At 70.2% G+C, this 21,638-nt stretch carries 18 protein-coding genes and 1 other RNA gene; 5 read left to right on the forward strand and 14 right to left on the reverse strand.

Features of this window, described 5'->3' with window-relative positions:
* Positions 1 to 244: 244 nt before the first annotated feature.
* Entirely contained in the window at positions 245 to 892 is a 648-nt protein-coding gene (locus ABT147_RS45180) for a ScbR family autoregulator-binding transcription factor (protein ID WP_351417930.1), read from the reverse strand.
* Between the two features lie 308 nt (positions 893 to 1,200).
* Positions 1,201 to 1,923, reverse strand: a complete 723-nt coding sequence (locus tag ABT147_RS45185) for an HAD family phosphatase (RefSeq protein WP_351417932.1) — start codon at positions 1,921 to 1,923, stop codon at positions 1,201 to 1,203.
* Between the two features lie 182 nt (positions 1,924 to 2,105).
* Here ABT147_RS45185 and ABT147_RS45190 point away from each other — a divergent pair, with 182 nt between their 5' ends.
* The gene (locus ABT147_RS45190) at positions 2,106 to 2,399 is read left to right on the forward strand and encodes a hypothetical protein (protein WP_351417935.1); all 294 of its coding nucleotides are present in this window, start codon (positions 2,106 to 2,108) and stop codon (positions 2,397 to 2,399) included.
* Here the strand turns inward: ABT147_RS45190 and ABT147_RS45195 are convergent.
* From ABT147_RS45195 to ABT147_RS45215, 5 genes are all read right to left on the reverse strand, one after another.
* The gene (locus ABT147_RS45195; RefSeq protein ID WP_351417937.1) at positions 2,371 to 3,216 is read right to left on the reverse strand and encodes a hypothetical protein; all 846 of its coding nucleotides are present in this window, start codon (positions 3,214 to 3,216) and stop codon (positions 2,371 to 2,373) included. The genes ABT147_RS45190 and ABT147_RS45195 overlap by 29 nt on opposite strands.
* 164 nt (positions 3,217 to 3,380) lie before the next feature.
* On the reverse strand, positions 3,381 to 4,562 hold the full coding sequence (locus ABT147_RS45200) for an acyltransferase family protein (protein WP_351417939.1): 1,182 nt from the start codon (positions 4,560 to 4,562) through the stop codon (positions 3,381 to 3,383).
* The gene (locus tag ABT147_RS45205; RefSeq protein WP_351417941.1) at positions 4,559 to 6,979 is read right to left on the reverse strand and encodes a bifunctional polysaccharide deacetylase/glycosyltransferase family 2 protein; all 2,421 of its coding nucleotides are present in this window, start codon (positions 6,977 to 6,979) and stop codon (positions 4,559 to 4,561) included. The genes ABT147_RS45200 and ABT147_RS45205 overlap by 4 nt, the downstream gene beginning before the upstream one ends.
* Positions 6,979 to 7,839, reverse strand: coding sequence for a hypothetical protein (locus ABT147_RS45210; protein ID WP_351417944.1), 861 nt, complete (start codon positions 7,837 to 7,839; stop codon positions 6,979 to 6,981). Before ABT147_RS45210 ends, ABT147_RS45205 begins: the two co-directional genes overlap by 1 nt.
* A gap of 378 nt (positions 7,840 to 8,217) precedes the next feature.
* Positions 8,218 to 9,192, reverse strand: coding sequence for a LysR family transcriptional regulator (locus tag ABT147_RS45215; RefSeq protein ID WP_351417946.1), 975 nt, complete (start codon positions 9,190 to 9,192; stop codon positions 8,218 to 8,220).
* Between the two features lie 83 nt (positions 9,193 to 9,275).
* On the opposite strand from ABT147_RS45215, the gene ABT147_RS45220 reads away from it, so the two are divergent.
* The 3 genes from ABT147_RS45220 to ABT147_RS45230 all read left to right on the forward strand — a co-directional run bounded on the left by ABT147_RS45220 (position 9,276) and on the right by ABT147_RS45230 (position 14,215).
* On the forward strand, positions 9,276 to 10,598 hold the full coding sequence (locus ABT147_RS45220; RefSeq protein ID WP_351417948.1) for an MFS transporter: 1,323 nt from the start codon (positions 9,276 to 9,278) through the stop codon (positions 10,596 to 10,598).
* A 267-nt stretch (positions 10,599 to 10,865) separates the two neighbouring features.
* Positions 10,866 to 13,205 (forward strand): alpha-xylosidase, encoded by a 2,340-nt coding sequence (yicI, locus tag ABT147_RS45225; protein ID WP_351417950.1) that lies wholly within the window; start codon positions 10,866 to 10,868, stop codon positions 13,203 to 13,205.
* Positions 13,202 to 14,215, forward strand: a complete 1,014-nt coding sequence (locus ABT147_RS45230) for a LacI family DNA-binding transcriptional regulator (RefSeq protein WP_351417953.1) — start codon at positions 13,202 to 13,204, stop codon at positions 14,213 to 14,215. The genes yicI and ABT147_RS45230 overlap by 4 nt, the downstream gene beginning before the upstream one ends.
* Positions 14,216 to 14,281: 66 nt before the next feature.
* Here ABT147_RS45230 and ssrA read toward each other — a convergent pair.
* The 5 genes from ssrA to ftsE all read right to left on the reverse strand — a co-directional run bounded on the left by ssrA (position 14,282) and on the right by ftsE (position 18,365).
* Positions 14,282 to 14,684, reverse strand: a transfer-messenger RNA (tmRNA) gene (gene ssrA / locus ABT147_RS45235).
* Positions 14,685 to 14,790: 106 nt separating this feature from the next.
* The gene (gene smpB / locus ABT147_RS45240) at positions 14,791 to 15,330 is read right to left on the reverse strand and encodes an SsrA-binding protein SmpB (protein ID WP_351417966.1); all 540 of its coding nucleotides are present in this window, start codon (positions 15,328 to 15,330) and stop codon (positions 14,791 to 14,793) included.
* 125 nt (positions 15,331 to 15,455) lie between these two features.
* Entirely contained in the window at positions 15,456 to 16,655 is a 1,200-nt protein-coding gene (locus tag ABT147_RS45245; RefSeq protein WP_351417955.1) for a S41 family peptidase, read from the reverse strand.
* A 68-nt stretch (positions 16,656 to 16,723) separates the two neighbouring features.
* Positions 16,724 to 17,641, reverse strand: a complete 918-nt coding sequence (ftsX, locus tag ABT147_RS45250) for a permease-like cell division protein FtsX (protein WP_351417958.1) — start codon at positions 17,639 to 17,641, stop codon at positions 16,724 to 16,726.
* Positions 17,642 to 17,675: 34 nt separating this feature from the next.
* Positions 17,676 to 18,365, reverse strand: a complete 690-nt coding sequence (gene ftsE / locus ABT147_RS45255; protein WP_009320785.1) for a cell division ATP-binding protein FtsE — start codon at positions 18,363 to 18,365, stop codon at positions 17,676 to 17,678.
* Positions 18,366 to 18,632: 267 nt separating this feature from the next.
* Between ftsE and ABT147_RS45260 the strand changes: the two genes are divergently transcribed.
* Positions 18,633 to 18,824, forward strand: a complete 192-nt coding sequence (locus ABT147_RS45260) for a hypothetical protein (protein WP_005486830.1) — start codon at positions 18,633 to 18,635, stop codon at positions 18,822 to 18,824.
* A 135-nt stretch (positions 18,825 to 18,959) separates the two neighbouring features.
* Here ABT147_RS45260 and ABT147_RS45265 read toward each other — a convergent pair whose 3' ends face one another.
* Together ABT147_RS45265 and prfB are read right to left on the reverse strand one after the other, a co-directional pair.
* Positions 18,960 to 19,862, reverse strand: coding sequence for a hypothetical protein (locus ABT147_RS45265; protein ID WP_351417961.1), 903 nt, complete (start codon positions 19,860 to 19,862; stop codon positions 18,960 to 18,962).
* A 311-nt stretch (positions 19,863 to 20,173) separates the two neighbouring features.
* Entirely contained in the window at positions 20,174 to 21,280 is a 1,107-nt protein-coding gene (gene prfB, locus ABT147_RS45270; protein WP_351417963.1) for a peptide chain release factor 2, read from the reverse strand.
* Positions 21,281 to 21,638 lie beyond the last annotated feature (358 nt).

Raw genomic sequence — 21,638 nt, forward strand, 5'->3', positions numbered from 1 at the left:
GTCCGGACCCGTGGCACGGGTCCGGACGAGGGCGGGGACGCCCTGGCCGCTCTCCGGACCGGCTTCGTGTCGTCGTGCGGGATTCGAGACGCGCATGGCTGCCCGAACCCGAGTCGCCTCAGTCACCGCCACGACCCCACACACCACCAGGCACCAGGCACCAGGCACCCGGCACCCACTCTGACCTGCGTTTCAGCGCGGCGCCCGACAGCAGCCGACGTGCGGCGGGTCGCTACCGGGCGCGTCAGACCGAGGTGGGTACGAGGGTCGCCGCTTCACGGACGAGGCGTTCCCCGCGGTCCGCGGCGACGTCCAGACGCATCAGCACCGCGGGCGAGGCGATGGAGGGCAGCAGGTGCTGCAGCAGCACCGAGATCCGATGCTCGACGTCCGCCAGGTTGGTCTCCAACTGGGAATAGAGCTGCACCCCGTAGAACGTGCCGACCACCAGTTCGGCGACCTCGCGCGGCACCACGTGCGACAGGGTCTCGCCGCGTTCGTGGGCTCGGGTCACGATCTCGGTCAACACGTCGACCCACAGCGGCCAGGCGCTCCCGTAATGCTTGCGGCCGGTGGGGTCCGCGGAGAGCCGGGCCCCGGCCCGCAGAACGGGATCGAGCGGCAGCCGGTGGGCCACCGTCATGACGAGGTCCACCATCTCCTGGAGCTTGATCTCATGTTCGGGCGGGGGCTGGTCGGTCTGGACCTCCAGAACCCCTCGGGCCAGCGCTTCCTTCGAATCGAAGTGGAAGTAGAGCGCGCCCTTGGTCACTCCCGCGACCTGGAGGATGTCCGCGACCGTCGCCGCCGTGTACCCGTGATCCGCGAAAACCGCGGCGGCGGCCTCCAGTACGGCACGCCGCGTCTCGACCGCTCGCTTTTGCTGGGCCACTGAATCTCCCCTTCCTTCGAGCCTCCTTCGCAGCGTGACACGCGTCAGCGAAGAAAAAACCGTCTAGAAGGTACTGTACTCGTCGGCCAAGGTCTTCACCAGCGCTACCGGCGATTCTTCCTCCCCCCGCCCGACGGCCCCTGATGCCCGCACCCTCCTCTCAGCAGCGCAACCATGCTGGTCAAGTGGGTCGCAGCGGTGCCTTCCCGGGCCTCGCGCACCCTCCGCGGCAGAGGAAACCGCGAAGCACACAAAAGCATCCGGAGTGCTGGTTTCCGTAGTTGGTCGGTTCTCGCTTCCCCGCCGCGTCACACCACCGCGGGGACACGGCGGTCGGCCCGCCCGGCACTCGCGAGCCGCAGTCGGCCGGCCGCGGCCTCGGCGTCCACGGTCCTCAGCAGCGATTCGTCGATCCCGTCGAGCGACCCGACCACGTGCCGCACCCCGGCCTCGTGCATCAACTGCCGCTGGAAGCTGTGGACGTAGGTGGTCGGATGCCCGATGAAGGCCGCTCCCAACGTCCGAGCGACCTCGGCCACACGCGCCACGTCGTCGATGAACAGCGTCTCGTCGCAGGGCAGTCCGAAGACGTCCTCGGCGATCTCCCGTACCCCGGGACGGAATCCGTTGGTGCACACGTAACCGGGGCCGTCGAAGTACGCGGCGAACGGGGCCAGATACCGGTCGAAGTGGGCCCGCTCCAGGCCGCCGTAGCACACCAGGGACGCCCCGGTGGCGCGCAGCCGCTCAAGCAGCCCGTCGGCACCCGGAAGGACCCGCACGGGATGCTCCCTGAGGTACTCGTCCCGCTCCTGGAAGTACGCCTCCACGACCTCCTCGGGCACCGACCCCGGCCCGCCCAGTGCCGCGGCGGCCCGGAGTTGCGACTGCGACAGCACGGTCCGCTCCAGTTCGGCGGTGTAGGCGCCGCCACGACTGACCACGAACCGGTGGAAGACCGGACTGAAGGTGTCGTTCAGCAGAACCCCGTCGATGTTCACCGCGATCAGACGCACATGCCGAAAGGCCACTGGGACCACCTTGGGTCGAGCCGCACGGATGCGGGCCTGAGGATGTCGGGTGACGAGAACACCACCTGGTCATTATTAAACCGGTCATGCGGTTTTTTCAACCGGGCAGGAGAGAACTCGTCGAGTACGCCGGCCCACGCCCCTTCGCACGAGGCCGTACGGGAAACTTCCTCACGGGTCCGATGGAGACACCGCTGCCACAGGGAACACGGGGGAAGACAAGGGCTGCGCTGAAGGGCAGAACGGCTCTGCTCACAGGCGCGTGGCGCGGCATCGGCCGGGCCACCGCCTGTCGTCCGGCCGCGGACGGCGCGCTCGTCGCCGTGTTCTACGAGCGCTTCGACGCCGGTCTCGAAGAACTGGGCGAGCCGATAGCCCCGGACATCCTGGTCGACAACGCGGGCTTCAACATCAGTTCGGTGGCCACCCGTGTGCCCTCAAGAGGGGTCAGCTCGACGCATCGCCCACATAGCTGAGCCTGTCCGTGCCGCCGGCCTCCCAGGTGATGATCACGTCGTCGCCGGAGCGGCGGACCGTGGCGAAGGTGATGTCGTCGTCGCTGACGTCCTTCGAGGCCATGGGGGTGAGGGCCATACGGAAGTTGTTGTCGTCGCGGTATTTGCCGACGCCCGTCATGATGCCCTTGCCGCCGACCATGTCGATGTAGGACAGCGGGTGCTGGCCCTTGGCCTCGCCGGTGGTCTGCTCGGCGCCGATCGTCAGGGTGCGGGCCTCGTCGTCCTGCCACTGGCCCTCGACGCCCTGGGCGGGCGCGACGCTCGAACCGCCGTCGTCCAGACCGCCGTCGGGTGTGTCCGACGGTTCCTCGGTGACGTCCTCTGACTCGGTCGGGCTCGCGGACTCGCTCGCCGGCGCCGACACGCTCTGTCCGGGCTTGGCCGTGTCGGTGTCGTCGGAGTCGCTGGTGAGGAGGAAGACGCCTCCGCCGATGACCGCGAGCGCCGCCACGGCGGCCACGATGATCAGCGCGACTTTGCCCCCGTTACCGCCGGAGGGCGGCGGCGGGGGCGGGTAACCCCCGTACTGGGGACCGTAGTTGGGTGCCCCGGGCGCCCCCGGCATGCCCGGCGCCCCGTACGGCTGCTGCGGAGCCGAACCGTACGGCGGCTGCGGAGCCGTCGCGTACGGGTTCGGCGGCTGGCCGGGGACCTGGCCCGGGGCCGGCGCCTGGCCGGGCGGAGCCGGCGGGGGCGTGTACGGCCCCGGGTACGGCTGCTGCGGCGGCTGGGCGCCGTACCCGTCGTACGGCGGCTGGCCGGGAGGCTGAGTCATCGGCGGGTGTCACTCCTCGGGTCGCTTCGTCGAGGCAGGACGTGCGCGGAACACCTGCCTCGAGCGAGCCCAACATCCACCACCCGGTCAGTCGTACGCAAGTGCGTATCCCGGTTGGTTACGGGGTCAATACATGACCGAGCGCACGCAACCGCCCGACCGCGTCAGGACCTTCCCCCGGCCCCCGCACGATCCGCACTCCTCGGCCACAACCGGGGCCGGCGCCGGGCCGCCAGATCCTCCGCCCAGCCGAACGTGACGACACAGCAGGCGATCAGCAGCCAGGTCACGACCAGCACGGGCCAGACGCTCTCCAGCAGCCAGGGCACGTTCTGTTCGAGGAACGCCACGTTCCACAGCCGGTCCCACTGGGTCGCGGCGATCAGGATGCAGGTGTTGTGCCAGAGGTAGATCGTCACCGCGCGGGAGTTGAGCAGACCGATCGCCCCGTCCCAGCGGCGCAGCCGGTCCGGCCACTCCCGCCACGACGGGCTGATGTGCAGCAGCAGTGCCACGGTGGCGACGGACCACAGGGCCTGGGCGAGCGGCATGCTGTCCAGGTCGTGGCCGTCGCCGAAGTCGTGGTTGAGGGCGTACCAGAGGCCGACCAGGGCGATCGCGGGGGCGATGGACGGGACGATGTACCGGGGGAGCCGCTGGAGCATGCCCTCCTGGTGGGCCATGCCGAGGATCCAGCAGGCGCCGAAGGTGCTGAAGTCCGTCAGCCCGGAGGAGAACCGCTCGCCCGGCAGCTCCAGCAGACCCAGCCCGAACAACCCGGCCAGCGCGACGGGCGCGAGGACCGTCACCACCGGAGCCGCCCGCAGCGCGCGGAGCAGCAGCGGGGAGAGGACGACGAACCAGAGGTAGGCGCGGACGTACCAGAGCGGCCCGGCCAGTTCCACGGCCCAGTCCGCGCCGATGAGGCCCTGGACGCCGGGCAGGCCCTCGGCGTACGGCGGGTCGCTGACCGGGAGGATCCAGAAGGTGAGGTGGAACCACCACCAGACGGGGTGCCCGTCCGCGTCCGGCCCCCAGCCCTGGGCCACCATCCCCGTCACGCCCACCACACCCAGCAGCCACACCGGTGGCAGCAGCCGGCGGAGCCGGCCCCGGACGACACCGAGCGCCGGGCGCTTCAGCGAGCGGGCCATGAGGTTGCCGGCGAGCGCGAACATCACGCCCATGGAGGGGAAGAGGAGTGGCAGCCAGGCCCAGCCGGTGAGGTGGTAGAGGACCACCCGGAAGAGGGCGAGGGCCCGGAGCAGATCGAAGTACCGGTCCCGGCCGGGCGCGGGTGGCGCCGCCGGGGTCCGCGGGGCGGGGTCCTGGGTGAGCGTGCTCATCCGACCGGCCTCCGCTCACCCGAGGGCTCACCCGAACGCCCACCCGGGTGCTCCGCCGCCGCCTGCCGAGGCACGGCCGCCCCCTCCGGCGCGCCCGGCAGCCCCACCGCCCCCGTCCGCCGCAGCTTCTGCCAGCGCAGCCGGCCGCCGGTGAGGGCGGTGATCCACGACTGCAGCAGGACGACGTACATGAGCTGGCGGTAGAGGATCTGCTGGAGCGGCAGCGAGATCAGATGGGTCATGCGTTCCTTGTCGAGACGGAACGCCAGGGCCGCGCACACCACCTGGACGGCCAGGACGCCCAGCCAGGCGCCGATGGTCTTCTCGGTCGGCCCGAAGATCAGCCCGTAGAGCAGGAAGACGTCGATGAGCGGGGCCAGCAGGGGTGCCACGACCATGAACAGCGACACCAGCGGCAGGCCCACCCGCCCGAAGCGGCCGGAGGCGCCCCGGTCGAAGAGCGAGCCCCGGTGCTTCCAGATCGCCTGCATGGTGCCGTACGACCAGCGGTAGCGCTGCGACCACAACTGCTGGACGGATTCCGGGGCCTCGGTCCAGGCGCGCGCGTTCTCCGCGTAGACGACGTGCCAGCCGTCGCGGTGCATGGCCATGGTGATGTCGGTGTCCTCGGCGAGGGTGTCCTCGCTCATCCCGCCGACCCGTTCGAGGGCCTCGCGCCGGAACGCCCCGACGGCGCCGGGGATCGTCGGCATACAGCGCAGGATGTCGTACATCCGGCGGTCGAGGTTGAAGCCCATCACATACTCGATGTGCTGCCAGGCCCCGATCATGGAGTCCCGGTTGCCGACCTTGGCGTTGCCCGCGACCGCGCCGACGCGGGGGTCGGCGAAGGGCTGGACCAGTTCGCGGACGGTGGCCGGTTCGAAGACCGTGTCGCCGTCCATCATGACGATGATCTCGTGCTGGGCGTTGGCGATGCCCCGGTTGAGGGCGGCGGGCTTGCCCGCGTTGAGCTGCCGTACGACGCGGACGCCCGGCAGGTCCTTGCCCAGTTCCTCGACGATGCCGGCCGTGCCGTCGCTGGAGCCGTCGTCGATGACCAGCACCTCGATGGGGTGGTCGCTCGCGACCAGTGAACGGACCGTCTTCTCGATGCACTTGGCCTCGTTGTACGCCGGGACGAGCACCGACACCGGTTCCGTGACGGGCCCGTTCGGACCCCAGCGGAAGCCGCGTCGCCTGACCTTGCGGGCGTGCGCGATCGACAGGATCAGCATCAGTCCGAAGCGGGCGAGGACGAGGACGCCGACGACGGCGAGGGCGACGACGAGGACGCTCGTCGTCTTCTCCGAGACCTGCACCAGCGTGACCCAGACCTTGCCCTTCAGCAGGCCGAGGCCGGTGACCGGGGTGTGCGCGCTGGGTGCCTTCAGGGCGCCGGTCAGGGTGTCGAACTTGTAGCCTTTGTCCTGGAGTTGGACGATGTAACGGTCCAGCGCGGCGACGGTCTGCGAGCGGTCGCCACCGGAGTCGTGCATCAGCACGACCGCGCCGTCACCGTTCTCCGGCGTCGACCGGCGGATGATCACGTCGACGCCCGGCCGCTTCCAGTCCTGGCTGTCCGTGTCGCTGACGACGGTGATGTAGCCGCGGCTGCCGATGTACTGCGTCACCGGCCAGGTCCGGTTGTCCATGCGCTCCGAGAACGAGGAGTAAGGCGGCCGGAACAGCGAGGTGCGGATGCCGGCGGCGCCCGCGAGCGCGAGCTGGTTCTGGGACAGCTCCCAGTCGATGCGGTCCTTGGACTGGAGCGACAGATCGGGGTGGTTGAAGGTGTGCAGGCCGATCTCGTGACCCTCGTCGACCATCCGCTGGACCAGGTCCGGGTAGCGGGAGGCCATCGTGCCGGTGATGAAGAAGACGGCCTTGGCGTCGTGCTTCTTCAGCATGTCGAGGACCTTGGGGGTCCATGTGGGGTCCGGCCCGTCGTCGAACGTCAGGACCAGCTCGTGGTCGGGGACGTCGAGGCTGAGCTGCCGGCCCGAGCGGGTGTCGATCACGGGCCCGCCCTCCAGTATCTTCTTCGGCACCCTGTCGTCCGACACGCGCGGCCCGACCCGGTGGTCCGCGAGGATCTCGCTGTGCACGTATCCGCGGAGCATCAGCATGGCCATCAGGGCGAGGAGCAGCACACAGGGCAGCACTTGGCGCAGCGGCACCCGCCGCCGCACGGAACGCTTCTTCGGGCTCTTCCGGGGGTTCTTCCGCGAGCGCTTCAAGGTGCCGTCCGCCGTGCCGCCGGCGGCCCCTCCCGCCGCGCCCTCCACGGTGCCGCCTGCGGTGCTTCCTGCTGTGCTGTCGGCCGTGCCGCCCTCGGGGCCGGGCGCCGAACTCGATGAGCGGGTATGGCGGTTGGCGGCACGCGAGGGCGTGCCGCCGCGCTTGGAGCGGGTCATCAGGCGGGGCTCTCCGGGTTCTGCGGGTTCTGCGGGCTCGACGGCTCCTGCGGACCCTGCGAGTTCTCCGGCGTCGACGGGGCCGGCTCGACGGGCGCCGGGGAGGCGGGGCCGTCGGCGACGGTGTCCGTGCCGGAGTCCGGGGCGGGGCCGGGGGCGGCGCCGGTCTCGGACGGCGAGGGCGAGGGCGGCGGCGAGACCGAGGGGCTGGGGTCGACCTTCGGCGGCTCGGACGCGGAGGCGGACGGCTCGGGGTCCTTCACACCGGGGCTCGGCTTCGGCTTCGGCGTCACACCGGCTCCGGCCCCGGCCGACGGCTCGGCGCTGGCGGACTTCTCCGGCTCCTTGGCCTTGCCCGACGACCCGGCCGGGGACTTGCCGGAGGGCGAGGACGTCACTCCCGTACGGCCCCCGCCCGGACCCGCGTCCGGTACGAAGCCGTCGGCCTCGTCGGACCGGTCGTCCGACTCGGCCGGCAGCGGAGGCGTGTCCACCTTGCCCGCAGGCGTGTCGTCCTTCTGCATCGGCACCGGCAGCCAGGGCGCGTCCGAGTTTCCGGAGACCAGGGTGCCGACGATGACGACGGCGTAGGCCGCGCAGGCGGTGCCGACGGCGATACCGAGCCGCCGGTAGAGGTTCCTGCGCCGGCCCGACTCGTCGACGAAGACCGGTCCGTCGGAGTCCTGGCCGGTACCGGCCGCGTCCCCGTTGTTGCCCGCGTGCCTGCCCGGTCCCTCGTCCACTTCGCGCCCCACACCGTCGAGTTGCACGGTCACCTCGTGCGGATCGTGATTACGGCCCGGCTGATCGGGCTGCTCCCAGGGCGCCGGGACGACACCCGACGATCCCGCCGTACCCATGGCCCCGGAGGTCCCGGGAGCCCCGGAAGCGGTCGGCTGCCGAGGCACGCCGAAGTCCCGGTCCGTCCGGGACACCGCACCCGTTCTGTCGGCGGCCTCGGGCCAGACCACCCCGCCACCGGAGCCACTACCGCTGCCACCACGGCCGCGACCGAGGCCTTCACCTTCGCCATCGGTCCGCTTCGGCTGAATACCGCCTGGCCAGTTCTCGACGTGCACGCACTTCCCCCCACGGGATCGTTCAAGGCGCGTGTTCGATGCCGGGCTGTCGCACTTTCCTGTACCGGACCGGGCCCCCACCCGATCCGGGGCGATCCGCCCATCACACGCACCCGGGCCCCGAATGTAGGGGTGGGAGAGATGTGTATGTGTGTGATATCAGGTGAAGGTCATCATGATGAGTGCATCTGTGACCGGAATCCACCCGTCCTTCGGATCTGATAGCCATACTTCCGCCCGCGCCAACTCGGCGGCGGCCCGCCGCAACGCGTCGAGCCCCGGATGCGTGAGCCCCTTCCGCCACACCAGCGAGACGGGCGACAGCGGTACGGGGTCGACGAGGGGCCGCGCCACCGTGCCCGGCATGGGCGGGAAGTCCACCACCGCGAGCACGGGCGACCTGCTCTTGGCCATGATCCGCCGGAACTCCTCCTCCCCCACGGCCAGCGGGGCGGGCGCCGCGACCTCGATCCCCCGCCCCTCGAACAGCCGCCGCGCCAGATCCGTCCACTCCGGCGTACGGGGATTCCCGGCGCCCGCGTACACCCGCTCACCGGCGAGTTCCGCCAGCGGTACGGCGTCCAGACCGGCGAGCCGGTGGTCCTCGGGCAGGATCACCGTCATCGGCTCGTAGCGCACCGGCTGCTGCGCGAGCCGCGCCCGCACCGCCGGTTCGAGCCCCGCGAACCTCCCGAACGACACATCCAGCCGCCCCGCGAGCATCTCGGCGGCCGCGTACGTCAGCCCGCTCTCGTACCGTGCCATCAGCTCCAGCTCCGGCACGATCTCCCGGGCCCGCCGCAGCACCCGGGTGCCCGTGGCCAGCCCCGGTGAGTTCAGATCCACCAGCAGGGGCCGCGCCTGCCGGAACGCGGCCACCAGCTCCTCCTGCGCCTCCACCACCCGCCGCGCATAGGGCACCAGCCGCTCCCCGTCCCCGGTCAGCACCACCTGCCGAGTACTCCGCACGAACAACTCCACCCCCAACTCCCGCTCCAGCCGCCGCACATCCCGACTGAGCGCCTGCTGAGCGACATAGAGCCGAGCGGCGGCCCGGGTGAAGTGCAGTTCCTCGGCCACGGCGAGAAAGCCACGAAGAAGCCGGGGCTCGACGGCATAGGGGGCGACGGACATCCGGCGAACTTACAACCGGGGTGCGTGAATGGCCACGGAGTAAGTGTTGGACGGTGGATCATGAGCCGAGCGACGGTTGACCCATGCTCACAGCGAGACGCCGCTCAAGGGGCGAAGCCCCTGCTTCTAAGGGGCGCGGGGAACTGCGCGACCAGCCACGACGATCCCGCACCCGCCGACGCACCCCCACCCCCACCCCCTCAGGCGCCACCACCCCGTACCGCGCCCTCTTCCAAAAACCCGGCACCCTCCGCTTCACCGCCGGCAACCTCATCGCCCGCCTCCCCATGGGCATGTTCAGCATCAGCGCGATCCTCATGATCGCCGGCTCCCGGGACTCCTACGCCCTGGCCGGCGCGGTGGTCGCCACGGGACTCGCCGCGACCGCCCTCGTCGCCCCCTGGACCGCCCGCCTCGTGGACCGCCACGGCCAGGCCAGGATCGCCGTCCCCGCCACCGCCCTCGCCACCCTCGGCAGCCTCTCCCTGATCGTCTGCGTCCACACGAACGCCCCCGACTGGACCCTCTTCGCCTCCTACGCGGCCACCGCCACCGTCCCCAACACGGGCGGTATGTCCCGCGCCCGCTGGGCCCACCTCCTGAAGGGCGACCCGGCCGCCCTGCACACCGCCAACTCCTTCGAACAGGCGGCGGACGAACTCTGCTTCATGCTCGGCCCGGTCCTGGCCGCCTTCCTCTGCACCACCCTGTTCCCCGAGGCCGGCACCCTCGTCGGCGCCGTCCTCTGTATGACCGGCGTACTGATCTTCACCGCCCAGCGCGGCACGGAACCGCCCCCCACCGGCCGTACGGCGACGAGGTCCCCCCTCCGCAGCCCCGGCATCCCGTCCCTCCTGGCCGTCTTCCTCGCCACCGGCGCGGTCTTCGGCTCCCTGGAGGTCGTCACCATCGCCTACGCGGACGCCCGGGGCCACGCCTCGGCGGCCGGTCTGATCCTCGGCCTCCAGGCGGCCGGCTCCTGCGCGGCGGGCCTCACCTACGGCGCCCTGCGGGTGACGGGCCCCGCGGAACCCCGCTTCCGCCGCTGCCTGGCCGCGATGACCGCCCTGATGGCCCTCCCCTGGCTCGCCGCCACGACCACCGGCTCGCTCCTGCTCCTCGCCCCGGCCCTCCTCCTCGCCGGCATGGCCACCGCCCCCACGATGGTCACCGCCATGTCGCTCGTCCAACACCGCACCCCCGAGGGCCAGTTGAACGAGGGCATGACCCTCGCCGTCACCGGCCTGCTCGCCGGGATAGCGGGCGGCTCGGCACTGGGCGGCTGGGTGGCCGAACACAGCCCGGGATCCGGCACGGCGGGCTTCGCGGTACCCGTGGCCGCGGCGGCCTCGGCACTCCTGATCGCCACGGCCCAGCACACGACCGCGAGCCGCCCCACCACTTGACCCACGCATCACTTCACCACTCCCCCTCCCACCACCTCACCGTTCGACCCACCGAACCCCGAACGAATTCCCGCCCACCCCATTGACGCCCCGTCACCCCTCCCCTACCTTCCGTCGAAGCGCTTCGACATCACACGTCGAATCGCTTCGACTACACCCTCGACCTTCGCCCCACGAGCCTCGCCCCCGACCTTCGACCTGGCGGTGACGCCCACACCCCTCCGCCTCCGGCCGCCTCCGGCACGACGAGGTAAGGAGATCCCCCACATGAAGTTCACCGACGGCTACTGGCTGCTCCGCGAGGGCGTCACCGCGGCCCATCCGGTCGAGGTCCTCGACGTCACCGCCACGGACGGCGGCGTCCTGGAGGCGCACGCCCCGACCCGGCCCATCCGCCACCGCGGCGACCTGCTGAAGGGACCGGTCGTGACGATCAGCGCCCACGCCCCGATGCCCGACGTCATCGGCGTCACCTTCACCCACTTCGAGGGCGAACGGCCGCGCGGTCCCCGATTCGAGCTGACCACACAGGAGTTCACCCCCCACACCTCCTACGACGACGAGCACGCCACCCTCACCGCGGGAGAGCTGTCGGTCCGTGTCTCCCGCACCGGCCCCTGGCACGTCGACTTCCTCGCCCACGGCCGTACCCTCACCACCAGCGGCCCCAAGTCGATGGGCATCATGCGCGAGGCGTCCGGCGCCCACCACCTCCGCGAACAGCTCAACCTCGGCGTCGGCACCTCGGTGTACGGCCTCGGCGAACGCTTCGGCCCGCTGGTCAAGAACGGCCAGGTCGTCGACATCTGGAACGCCGACGGCGGCACCGCCACCGAACAGGCCTACAAGAACGTGCCGTTCTATCTCACCGACGCGGGCTACGGCGTCTTCGTCGACCACCCCGGCAAGGTGTCCTTCGAGGTCGCCTCGGAGGTCGTGTCACGGGTCCAGTTCAGCGCGGAGACCCAGCGGTTGACGTACTACGTCATCTACGGCCCGACCCCGAAGGACATCCTCCGCAAGTACACGGCCCTCACCGGCCGTCCGGCCCTCCCGCCCGCCTGGTCGTTCGGCCTGTGGCTGTCGACCTCCTTCACCACGTCCTACGACGAGGAGACGGTGACCTCCTTCATCGAGGGCATGCGGGAGCGCCGGCTGCCCCTGTCCGTCTTCCACTTCGACTGTTTCTGGATGCGCGAGTTCCAGTGGTGCGACTTCACCTGGGATGCCAAGGTCTTCCCGGACCCGGAAGGCATGCTGGCCCGCCTCAGACGCCGGGGCCTGCGGATCTCCGTCTGGATCAATCCGTACATCGCCCAGCGCTCCCCGCTCTTCGCGGAGGGCAAGGCCCTCGGCCATCTGCTCCGCAGACCCGACGGCAGCGTCTGGCAGTGGGACCTGTGGCAGCCCGGTATGGCGCTGGTCGACTTCACCAGCCCGGCGGCCCGTGAGTGGTACGCGTCCAAGCTGGAGGCGCTGCTCGCGCAGGGCGTCGACTGCTTCAAGACCGACTTCGGCGAGCGGGTGCCCCTGGACGTGGCCTGGTCCGACGGCACGGACCCGGAGCGGATGCACAACTACTACACCTACCTCTACAACCGCACGGTCTTCGACGTCCTGCGCAAACACCGGGGCGAGGGCGAGGCGGTGCTCTTCGCCCGCTCGGCGACGGTCGGCGGCCAGCGCTTTCCCGTGCACTGGGGCGGCGACTGCGAGTCGACGTACGAGGCGATGGCGGAGTCGCTGCGGGGCGGGCTGTCGCTGGGGCTGTCGGGCTTCGGGTTCTGGAGCCATGACATCGGCGGCTTCGAGGGCACCCCGACCCCCGCGCTCTTCAAACGGTGGATCGCCTTCGGCCTGCTGTCCTCCCACAGCCGACTGCACGGCTCGTCGTCGTACCGGGTCCCCTGGCTCTTCGACGACGAATCGGTGGACGTCCTGCGGAAGTTCACGCAGCTGAAGCTGAGCCTGATGCCCTACCTCCAGGAGGCCGCGCGCACGGCGCACACCGAGGGGGTGCCGGTGATGCGCGCGATGGTGCTGGAGTTCCCGGACGACCCGGGCTGCGCGCATCTGGAACGCCAGTACATGCTCGGCCCCGACCTCCTGGTGGCCCCCGTCTTCAGCGACGAGGGCGATGTCACGTACTACGTCCCCGAGGGCACCTGGACCCGTTTCCCGGACGGCGGCACGGTCACCGGCCCCCGCTGGGTCCGCGAGCGCCACGGCTTCGGCAGTGTGCCGCTCCTGGTCCGGCCGGGCGCGGTCGTCCCGGTCGGCGCGGTGACGGACCGCCCGGACTACGACCACGCCGACGGGGTCACCCTGCACACGTACGGCCTGGCGCACGGGGCCCAGGTCACCGTGCCGGTGGGCGAGGTGACGTTCACGGTCGTACGGGAGGGGAACGTGCTGCGGGCGTCGTGCGGCGACCCGAGGGCGCCGTGGGGGCTCGCGGCCGGTGACCGGGAGGTCCGGGCGGCGGCGGGCACGGGCTTTCTGACGATGGACCTGGACCTGGACATGAACCTGGGCCAGGACATGGACCCGGACGGGGAGTCGGACCCTGACGGGGAGTCGGCCCCTGACGGAATGAGGCCGGTGTGACGGTGAAGATCACGGACGTGGCCCGGCACGCGGGCGTCTCCCCCAGCACCGTCTCGTACGCCCTGAGCGGCAAGCGGCCGATCTCGGCGGAGACACGGGCGCGGGTCGAGGCGGCCGTCCGCGAGCTGGGCTACCGTCCGCACGCGGGCGCCCGCGCCCTGGCCGGCAGCAAGTCGAACGTACTGGCGATGGTGGTGCCCTTACGCGCCGGGATCAATGTCCCGGTGGTCATGCGGTTCGCGGTCTCGGCGGTCACCACGGCCCGCGCGCACGACCATGACGTCCTGCTGCTGACGCAGGAGGAGGGCGAGGACGGTCTGCGGCGGGTGACGGACACGGCCCTGGTGGACGCGCTGATCGTGATGGACGTCCAACTCCACGACCCCAGGCTGCCGTTGCTGCGCACCCTGGACCGCCCGTCGGTACTGATCGGCTTCCCCGCCGACCCCTCCGGTCTGACCTGCATCGACCTGGACTTCAGGACGGCGGGCGAGCTGTGCGTGGAGCATCTGGCCGGTCTGGGGCACCGTGTGGTGGGCCTGATCGGTTCCCCGCCCGAGGTCTACGTCCGCCGGACCTCGTTCGCCCAACGCGTCGTCCAGGGCTTCACCTCGGCCGCCACCCGCAACGGCATGTCCTCCACGGTCCACCCCTGCGAGGCCACCCCGGCGGCGGCCCGCGCGGTCGCGGAACGTCTCCTGCGCGAACAACCGGCCCTCACGGGTGTGGTCATCCACAACGAGGCGGTCCTGGAGCCCCTCGTCGACGCGTTCGAACACCTCGGTCTGCGCGTCCCGGCCGATCTGTCGATCACCGCCCTGTGCCCGGACGACCTCGCGGCGAACCTCCGCGTGCCCCTCACCTCGATCGCCATCCCGTCGGCGGAGGTGGGCGAGCGGGCGGTGGCCCTGCTGATGAAGAAGCTGGCCGGCGTCCCCGTGCCCCAGGCCACGCTGCTCGCGCCCCGGCTGACCGTACGGGCGAGCACGGCCCGCCGGGTGACCGGATGACCGACCGGCTGGGCACATGGCGAAGCCCCGCTGCTGTATCGCAGCGGGGCTTCGCCCACATGGGAATTGTGGAGATGGCGGGAATCGAACCCGCGTCCAACGGTGTGGAATCAGGGCTTCTCCGTGTGCAGTTCGCTGTGATTTTCTCAGCCCCGGCGATCACGCGAACAAGTCGCCGACGGGCTCAGTCACTGTTAGATTTCCCTCTTCACCCCGTGACCGGGATCGAGGTTTAGTCCCCTAGCTGATGCCAGGAACCGGGTCGGGAACACCCCCGGGCTGACACTCCCTTGAGTAAGGAGCAGTCGCTTCGCTACCTGAGATCAGGCGGCGAGGGAGAACTGCTGCTTGGGAGAATCGCTGTTGGAATTGGCGATTATTTGTTTCGGCCTGTGGTTAACGAGATCGTGGCCGCTTCCTCGACACGCTTCCCCTGCTTCGACATCCGCTGTCGAAACCGATCATCCCCATGTTGTTTTTTCAATGCTCACACCGGACTGGCCGGTGTTGGTGCCATCGTACGTGACCAACGCGAGCGCGTGCCACCGTATTCCCGGTGGCGCCGCCGGCCGTGGCTAGGCGCGCTGCTTCCGCTTCGCCGCCGCGATGGCGCGGTCCGACTCCCGCCGGTCCTGCTGTTCCCGCAGGGTCTGCCGCTTGTCGTACTCCTTCTTGCCCCGTGCGAGCGCGATCTCCGCCTTCGCCCGGCCGTCCTTGAAGTACAGGGCGAGGGGCACGATCGTGTGACCCGTCTCCTGCGCCTTGGACTCCAGCTTGTCGATCTCCTCGCGGTGCAGCAGCAGCTTCCGCTTGCGGCGCGCGGAGTGGTTGGTCCAGCTGCCCTGGTGGTACTCGGGGATGTGGGCGTTGTGCAGCCACGCCTCGCCCCGGTCGATCTGGACGAAGCCGTCGGACAGCGAGGTCCGGCCCTCGCGCAGCGACTTGACCTCCGTGCCGGTGAGGACGAGCCCGGCCTCGTAGGTGTCGATGATCGCGTAGTCGTGCCGGGCCTTCTTGTTCTGGGCGACGATCTTGCGCTTGCCGCCCTTCTCGCCGTCCCGGCCCTTGGCGGCCGTCCCGCCCTGCTTGGGCTGGGACTCCTTCGGTACGTACATTCCCTTGCTCATAGTGCCGTCCATTTTCGCACTACGGAGGGGGTCCGCGGGAAGCCGATTAACGGGAGCGGCGTCCAGGGGAACGCGGAGGGGCTCCGGAACCGGTGCGGAGGCTGGTGCGGAAGCTACTGTCCGAGCCCGCTGAGGACCGTCTCGGCCCGCTGGAGGGCGTCGTCGTCCGCCTCCAGGTCCGGGGTGATGCCCCGGCCGTCGACGCCCCGCCCCGAGGGGGTGCGGTAGTGGCCGACGGTCAGTTCGGCGACGGAGCCGCCGGGGAGGCGGCTCGGCATCTGCACCGAGCCCTTGCCGAAGGTGCGGGAGCCCACGACCACCGCGCGGCCCCGGTCCTGGAGGGCGCCGGTGAGCAGCTCGGCCGCGCTCATCGTGCCGCCGTCGACGAGCGTGACGAGGGGCCGGGCGGTGTCGCCGCCGGGTTCCGCGTGCAGGGCCCGCTGCTCGCCGTTGACGTCGTACGTGGCGACGAGGCCGCCGTCGAGGAAGGCGGAGGCGGCGGTGACGGCCTCGGAGACCAGACCGCCGGAGTTGCCGCGGAGGTCGAGGACGAAACCGGCGGCGTCGGCGGACTGCTCGACGGCGGCCCGGACGAGATCGCCGGAGCCCTTGGTGAAGGCGTCGACCGTGACGACGACGACCCCGCCGGCGGTACGGCTGACGGTCACGTCCTCGGTGGACAGCCGGGCCCGGCGCAGGGTCGCGTGCCAGGTCCGGGTGGAGCGCTTCAGCTCCAGCGAGACCTTCGTACCGGCGGCCGCGCTCTCGGGAGTGTCGCTGTCCTCGGTCCCCCCACCGATCGCGTCGCCGCGCAGTAACGAGACGACCTCGGTGACCGGGCGCCCGGCGACCTTCTCACCGTCGACGCCGACCAGCTGGTCGCCCGCGCGGATCCCGGCGCCCGCGGCGGGAGAGCCGTCCTGCACCCGGGTCACCTCGACACGGCCGTCGCGACGCAGCCTGGCCCAGAGGCCGACGCCGGTGTACTCGCCGTCGAGGGCCTCCTCGAACTGCTCGTACTCGCCCTCGGAGTAGACCGCGCCCCACCGGTCGCCGCTGCGGCTGACGGCCCGCTCGGCGGCCTCCACGGGGGACTCGCCCTCGGCCATGGCCTCGGCGGCGGCGTCGGCGACGTCCTGCTCCCTGCCGGCCGGGTCGGAGCGGGAGGGGGTCACGGCGGCCGTCGTCGCGCGCCGCTGGTCGTCGAAGGAGCCGGTCGCGGCGCCCGTGGCGAGCACGCTCGCGAAGACCAATGTCAGGGCCGCCCCGCGGCCGATGCGGCGGGGCTGGGAGAACAGGTCGCGGCCTGACATGTCGGCGAGTCTAGGACAACGCGAAGGGCCGCACCGGCCCTTGCCGGTACGGCCCCCAGGGGCATGCGTCACACCTTCAGGTACTTGCGCAGCGCGACGAACGCGGCCAACGCCGGCATCAGGAAGCTCACCGTGAGGATGAGCGGCAGCTTCACCAGGACCGCGTCCCAGCCGACGAAATTGATCAACGGCAGGTTGGTGGACAGGGACACTCCGTTGTCGATCACGAAGTACTGCCCGAGGAGCAGGAAGGCACAGGCGACCGTGCCGCCGATGATCCCGGCGACCGCGGCCTCCATGATGAACGGCGCCTGGATGTAGAAGCCCGAGGCGCCCACCAGCCGCATGATGCCGATCTCACGACGACGGCTGAACGCCGAGACACGCACCGTGTTGACGATCAGCAGCAGCGCCACCACCAGCATGACCGCCATCACGCCGCGCGCCGCCAGGTTCAGGTAGCCGAGGAGCCGGAACAGGTTGTCCAGGATGCCCTTCTGGTCCTGGACCGACTGCACACCGTCACGGCCGTTGAAGGCGCTCGCGATGACCTGGTACTTCTCCGGGTCCTTCAGCTTGATGCGGTACGACTCCTGCATCTGGTCCGGGGTGAGGCTGCTGGCCAGCGGGGAGTCGCCGAACTGCTCTTTGTAGTGCTTGTACGCCTGGTCCTGCGACTCGTAGGCGACGTTGTCGACGACCGACATCTTGTTCAGATCGGACTTGATCTGGTTCTTCTGCTCGGTCGTGACGGCGCCCTTGGCGCAGTTGGGGTCGGACTCCGCGTCGCTCTTGTTGCAGAGGAAGACCGACACGTTGACCTTGTCGTACCAGTAGCCCTTCATCTGGCTGACCTGGTCGCTCATCAACAGCGATCCGCCGAACAGGGCGAGGGAGAGGGCGACGGAGACGATGACCGCGAAGGTCATCGTGAGGTTGCGGCGGAGACCGACACCGATCTCCGAGAGGACGAACTGGGCGCGCATGGCGTCTCGCTGAGCCTTTCCGTGGACTGTGCGGTCAGTGCTGGTAGCCGTAGACGCCGCGCGCCTGGTCGCGGACGAGGCGGCCCTTCTCCAGCTCGATGACGCGCTTGCGCATCTGGTCCACGATGTTCTGGTCGTGGGTCGCCATCACCACGGTGGTGCCCGTCCGGTTGATCCGGTCGAGCAGCTTCATGATGCCGACGGAGGTCTGCGGGTCGAGGTTGCCGGTGGGCTCGTCCGCGATCAGGAGCTTGGGCCGGTTCACGAAGGCGCGCGCGATGGCCACGCGCTGCTGCTCACCACCGGACAGTTCGCCCGGCATGCGCTCCTCCTTGCCGCCGAGGCCGACCAGCTCCAGCACCTGCGGCACGGACTTGCGGATCTCGCCGCGCGACTTGCCGATGACCTCCTGGGCGAAGGCGACGTTCTCGCCGACCGTCTTGTTCGGCAGCAGCCGGAAGTCCTGGAACACCGTCCCGAGCTGGCGGCGCATCTGCGGCACCTTCCAGTTGGACAGGCGCGCGAGATCCTTGCCGAGGACGTGCACCTGCCCCTGGCTGCACCGCTCCTCCCGCAGGATCAGCCGCAGGAACGTGGACTTTCCGGAGCCGGACGACCCCACGAGGAACACGAACTCGCCCTTCTCGACCTCCAGGGACACATCCCTGAGTGCGGGGCGGGTCTGCTTGGGGTAGACCTTGGACACGTTGTCGAATCGGATCACGGATGCACCACAAGCCGTCGGGAATGGATGGACGAGACTGTACCGCGCCGTACACGGGCCCCGGTGAGGGCGCAGCCCGAACACAGGGGGCGCGGGGAACTGCGCGACCGGCCCCCACCGGCCCGCGGCCTCCCGGCAACCGCACGCACCCCTTTCCGAGGCTCTCGCGCAACCTCCGGAGGAACCTGGCACAGTGGTGGGGAGGAACGGTCCGGCTCCACAAAGCGTTGAGGTATGTGTGAGGCCATTGCAAGGAGGGCGAGGCGCATGACGTACGACCGGTTGGTGTGCGCGAACTGCGCGTCCCCCGTCGCCGAGGGCCGCTGCCATGTGTGCCGGGCCAGCCGCGAGCGACTCCAGCAGGAGAACCCCTTCGCGAGCCTGAGCCCCATGACCCTGATCGCCCTGCTGGCGATCCTGATAGCGGCGGTGGCGCTGCTGGCGCACCAGACGGCATAGGCGCCGGCCGGCATCGAGAGCGGTGAGAGCCGCACGGACAAGCGGCACGGACATACGACGAAGGCCCGGGGCTGGCTGCCCGGGCCTTCGTCGTACCTCTGTGTGGCAGGTGTCGCTATGCCGTACCGCGAGCGGTCAGGCGGCGGCGCCGCGGCCGACCATCAGGCGGGGCAGCAGCCGGAAGCCGATACCGCCGGCGATCATCGTGGCGGCACCGACCAGCAGGAACGTGGTCTCGGCGGCACCCGTCTCGGCCAGCTCGCCGCTGCCGGCGCCCTGGGCCTGGGCGTCCGAGCCGGTGTCCGTGAGGGCCGAGGAGCCCTCCTGCTGGACGGACTCGTCGTTGCCGCCGTCGGGCGTGGTGCCACCGGAGGTGGAACCACCGTCGGTGGAGCCGCCGGAGGTCGAACCGCCGTCGGTGGAACCGCCCGAGGTCGAACCGCCATCGGTCGAACCGTTGGAGGTGGACCCGTTGGAGGTGGACCCGCTCGAGTTCGAACCGTTGGAGGTCCCGTTGGAGGTCGAACCGCCCGAGTTCGAACCGTTGGACGTTCCGTTGGAGGTCCCGTTGGAGGAGGAACCGCCGTCGGTGGTGGTGCCGCCGTCGGTGGTGGTGCCGCCGTCGGTCGTGGTGCCACCGTCGGTCGTGGTGCCACCGTCCGTGGTGGTGCCGCCATCGGTCGTGGAGCCACCGATGGTGGTCGTGACGCCACCGTCCGTGGTGGTCCCGCCGTCGGTGGTGGTGCCACCGTCCGTGGTCGTACCGCCGTCGGTGGTGGTCCCGCCGTCGGTGGTGGTGCCACCGTCCGTGGTCGTACCGCCGGAGGTGGTGGCACCGATGATGGTGTTGCCCTCGGTGTCGTTGCCGGTCTGGACCGAGACACCGGCTTCGACCGAACCGCCGTCGTCGGTGCTGACACCGACGCCGACGCCGAGGTCGAGCGCTGAAGCGGCACCCGCGGCGGTCAGCGAAGCGCCGGCGGCGATCACGGCCCCCGCGGCTATACGCGCCACGCGGATCCGCGTCTTCTTCGTCATATGGCTGCTACCCCCAGTAGCTCATCAGTGAATGGAGCAGAGCGCCCGGGGCCGCGATCAACGGGAGCAGTCGGTTGGGTCGAAGTCCCCCGGTTCACATGCGCCCCAGTAATGCGCATGCCATACGCCACCCTTCCCAGTTTTCCCAGCAACGTCAAGGTCGTTGCGTACGCGATGTCCCGTTCACCGCATTTGACCTCGGCAACGACATGTGAGTGTGACGTAAGACCCAGACATCCCCACACAGAAAAGGCAACTGCCTTCCGATGGAAGGCAGTTGCCTTGTCGACAAAGCGCTGAATTCGGCCGCGCTACTTCTCCTGCTGCTTGCGCCAGCGAATTCCGGCCTCCAGGAAGCCGTCGATCTCGCCATTGAACACGGCCTCGGGGTTACCGACTTCGTGGTCGGTGCGGAGGTCCTTGACCATCTGGTACGGGTGCAGGACGTACGAACGCATCTGGTTGCCCCAGGAGTTGCCGCCGTCGCCCTTGAGCGCGTCCATCTTGGCCTGCTCCTCCTGCCGGCGCCGGTCGAGGAGCTTCGCCTGGAGGACGTTCATCGCGGACGCCTTGTTCTGGATCTGCGACCGCTCGTTCTGGCAGGAGACGACGATGCCCGTGGGGAGGTGGGTCAGCCGCACCGCGGAGTCGGTGGTGTTGACGCCCTGACCGCCGGGGCCGGACGACCGGTAGACGTCCACGCGCAGCTCGGACTCGTCGATCTCGATGTGGTCCGTCGTCTCGACCACGGGCAGGATCTCGACACCGGCGAAGGAGGTCTGGCGCCGCCCCTGGTTGTCGAACGGCGAGATACGGACGAGCCGGTGCGTGCCCTGCTCCACGGAGAGCGTGCCGTAGGCGTACGGCACCTGCACGGCGAAGGTGGTGGACTTGATGCCCGCCTCCTCCGCGTACGAGGTCTCGTACACCTCGGTCTTGTAGCCCTTCTGCTCCGCCCAGCGCAGATACATCCGCTGCAGCTTCTCGGCGAAGTCGGCGGCGTCGACGCCACCGGCCTCGGCGCGGATGTTGACGAGGGCCTCACGGGAGTCGTACTCGCCGGACAGGAGGGTACGGACCTCCATCTCGTCCAGCGCCTTGCGGACGGAGGTCAGCTCCGACTCGGCCTCGGCGCGGGTGTCCGGGTCGTCCTCCTCCTCGGCCATCTCGAAGAGGACCGCGAGATCGTCGATACGACCACGCAGCGCCTCCGCCTTCCTGACCTCGGCCTGGAGGTGGGAGAGCTTGCTGGTGATCTTCTGCGCCTCGTCCGGGTTGTCCCAGAGGGACGGCGCCGCCGCCTGCTCCTCGAGCACGGCGATGTCTGCCCTCAGCTTGTCGAGGTCCAAAACGGCCTCGATCGACTCCATGGTCGAGGAGAGGGACTTCAGCTCTTCGGATACATCGACGACTGCCACGCCCCCAGCCTAACGGCTCCGCCGACCGAGCCATGCGGGGTGCCGCCCCCGCCGGCCCCTGTACCCGGGGCTGCCGCCCAGGTGGGTTCTTCGGCCGCGGGTCCGGTGGGGGCCGGCCGCGCAGTTCCCCGCGCCCCTGAAAAGCCGGGGCTTGCGCCCCGTGCTTCTCAGGCCCGCAGGGCCTGATCTTTCAGGGGCGCGGGGAACTGCGCGAGAAGCCCCACCGGACCCGCACCCGCGAACGAACCAGAACCCCCGAGTCACTAGTAGTGCTTGGTCAGGTCGGTATCGGTTGTGGCATGTCGCGGTGACAGGTGGGGCAGGCGCCGGTCCAGACCGCGAGGAGTAGCTGAAGTTC

Source organism: Streptomyces sp. NPDC001868, assembly GCF_040297125.1.
Classification (GTDB): Bacteria; Actinomycetota; Actinomycetes; order Streptomycetales; family Streptomycetaceae; genus Streptomyces.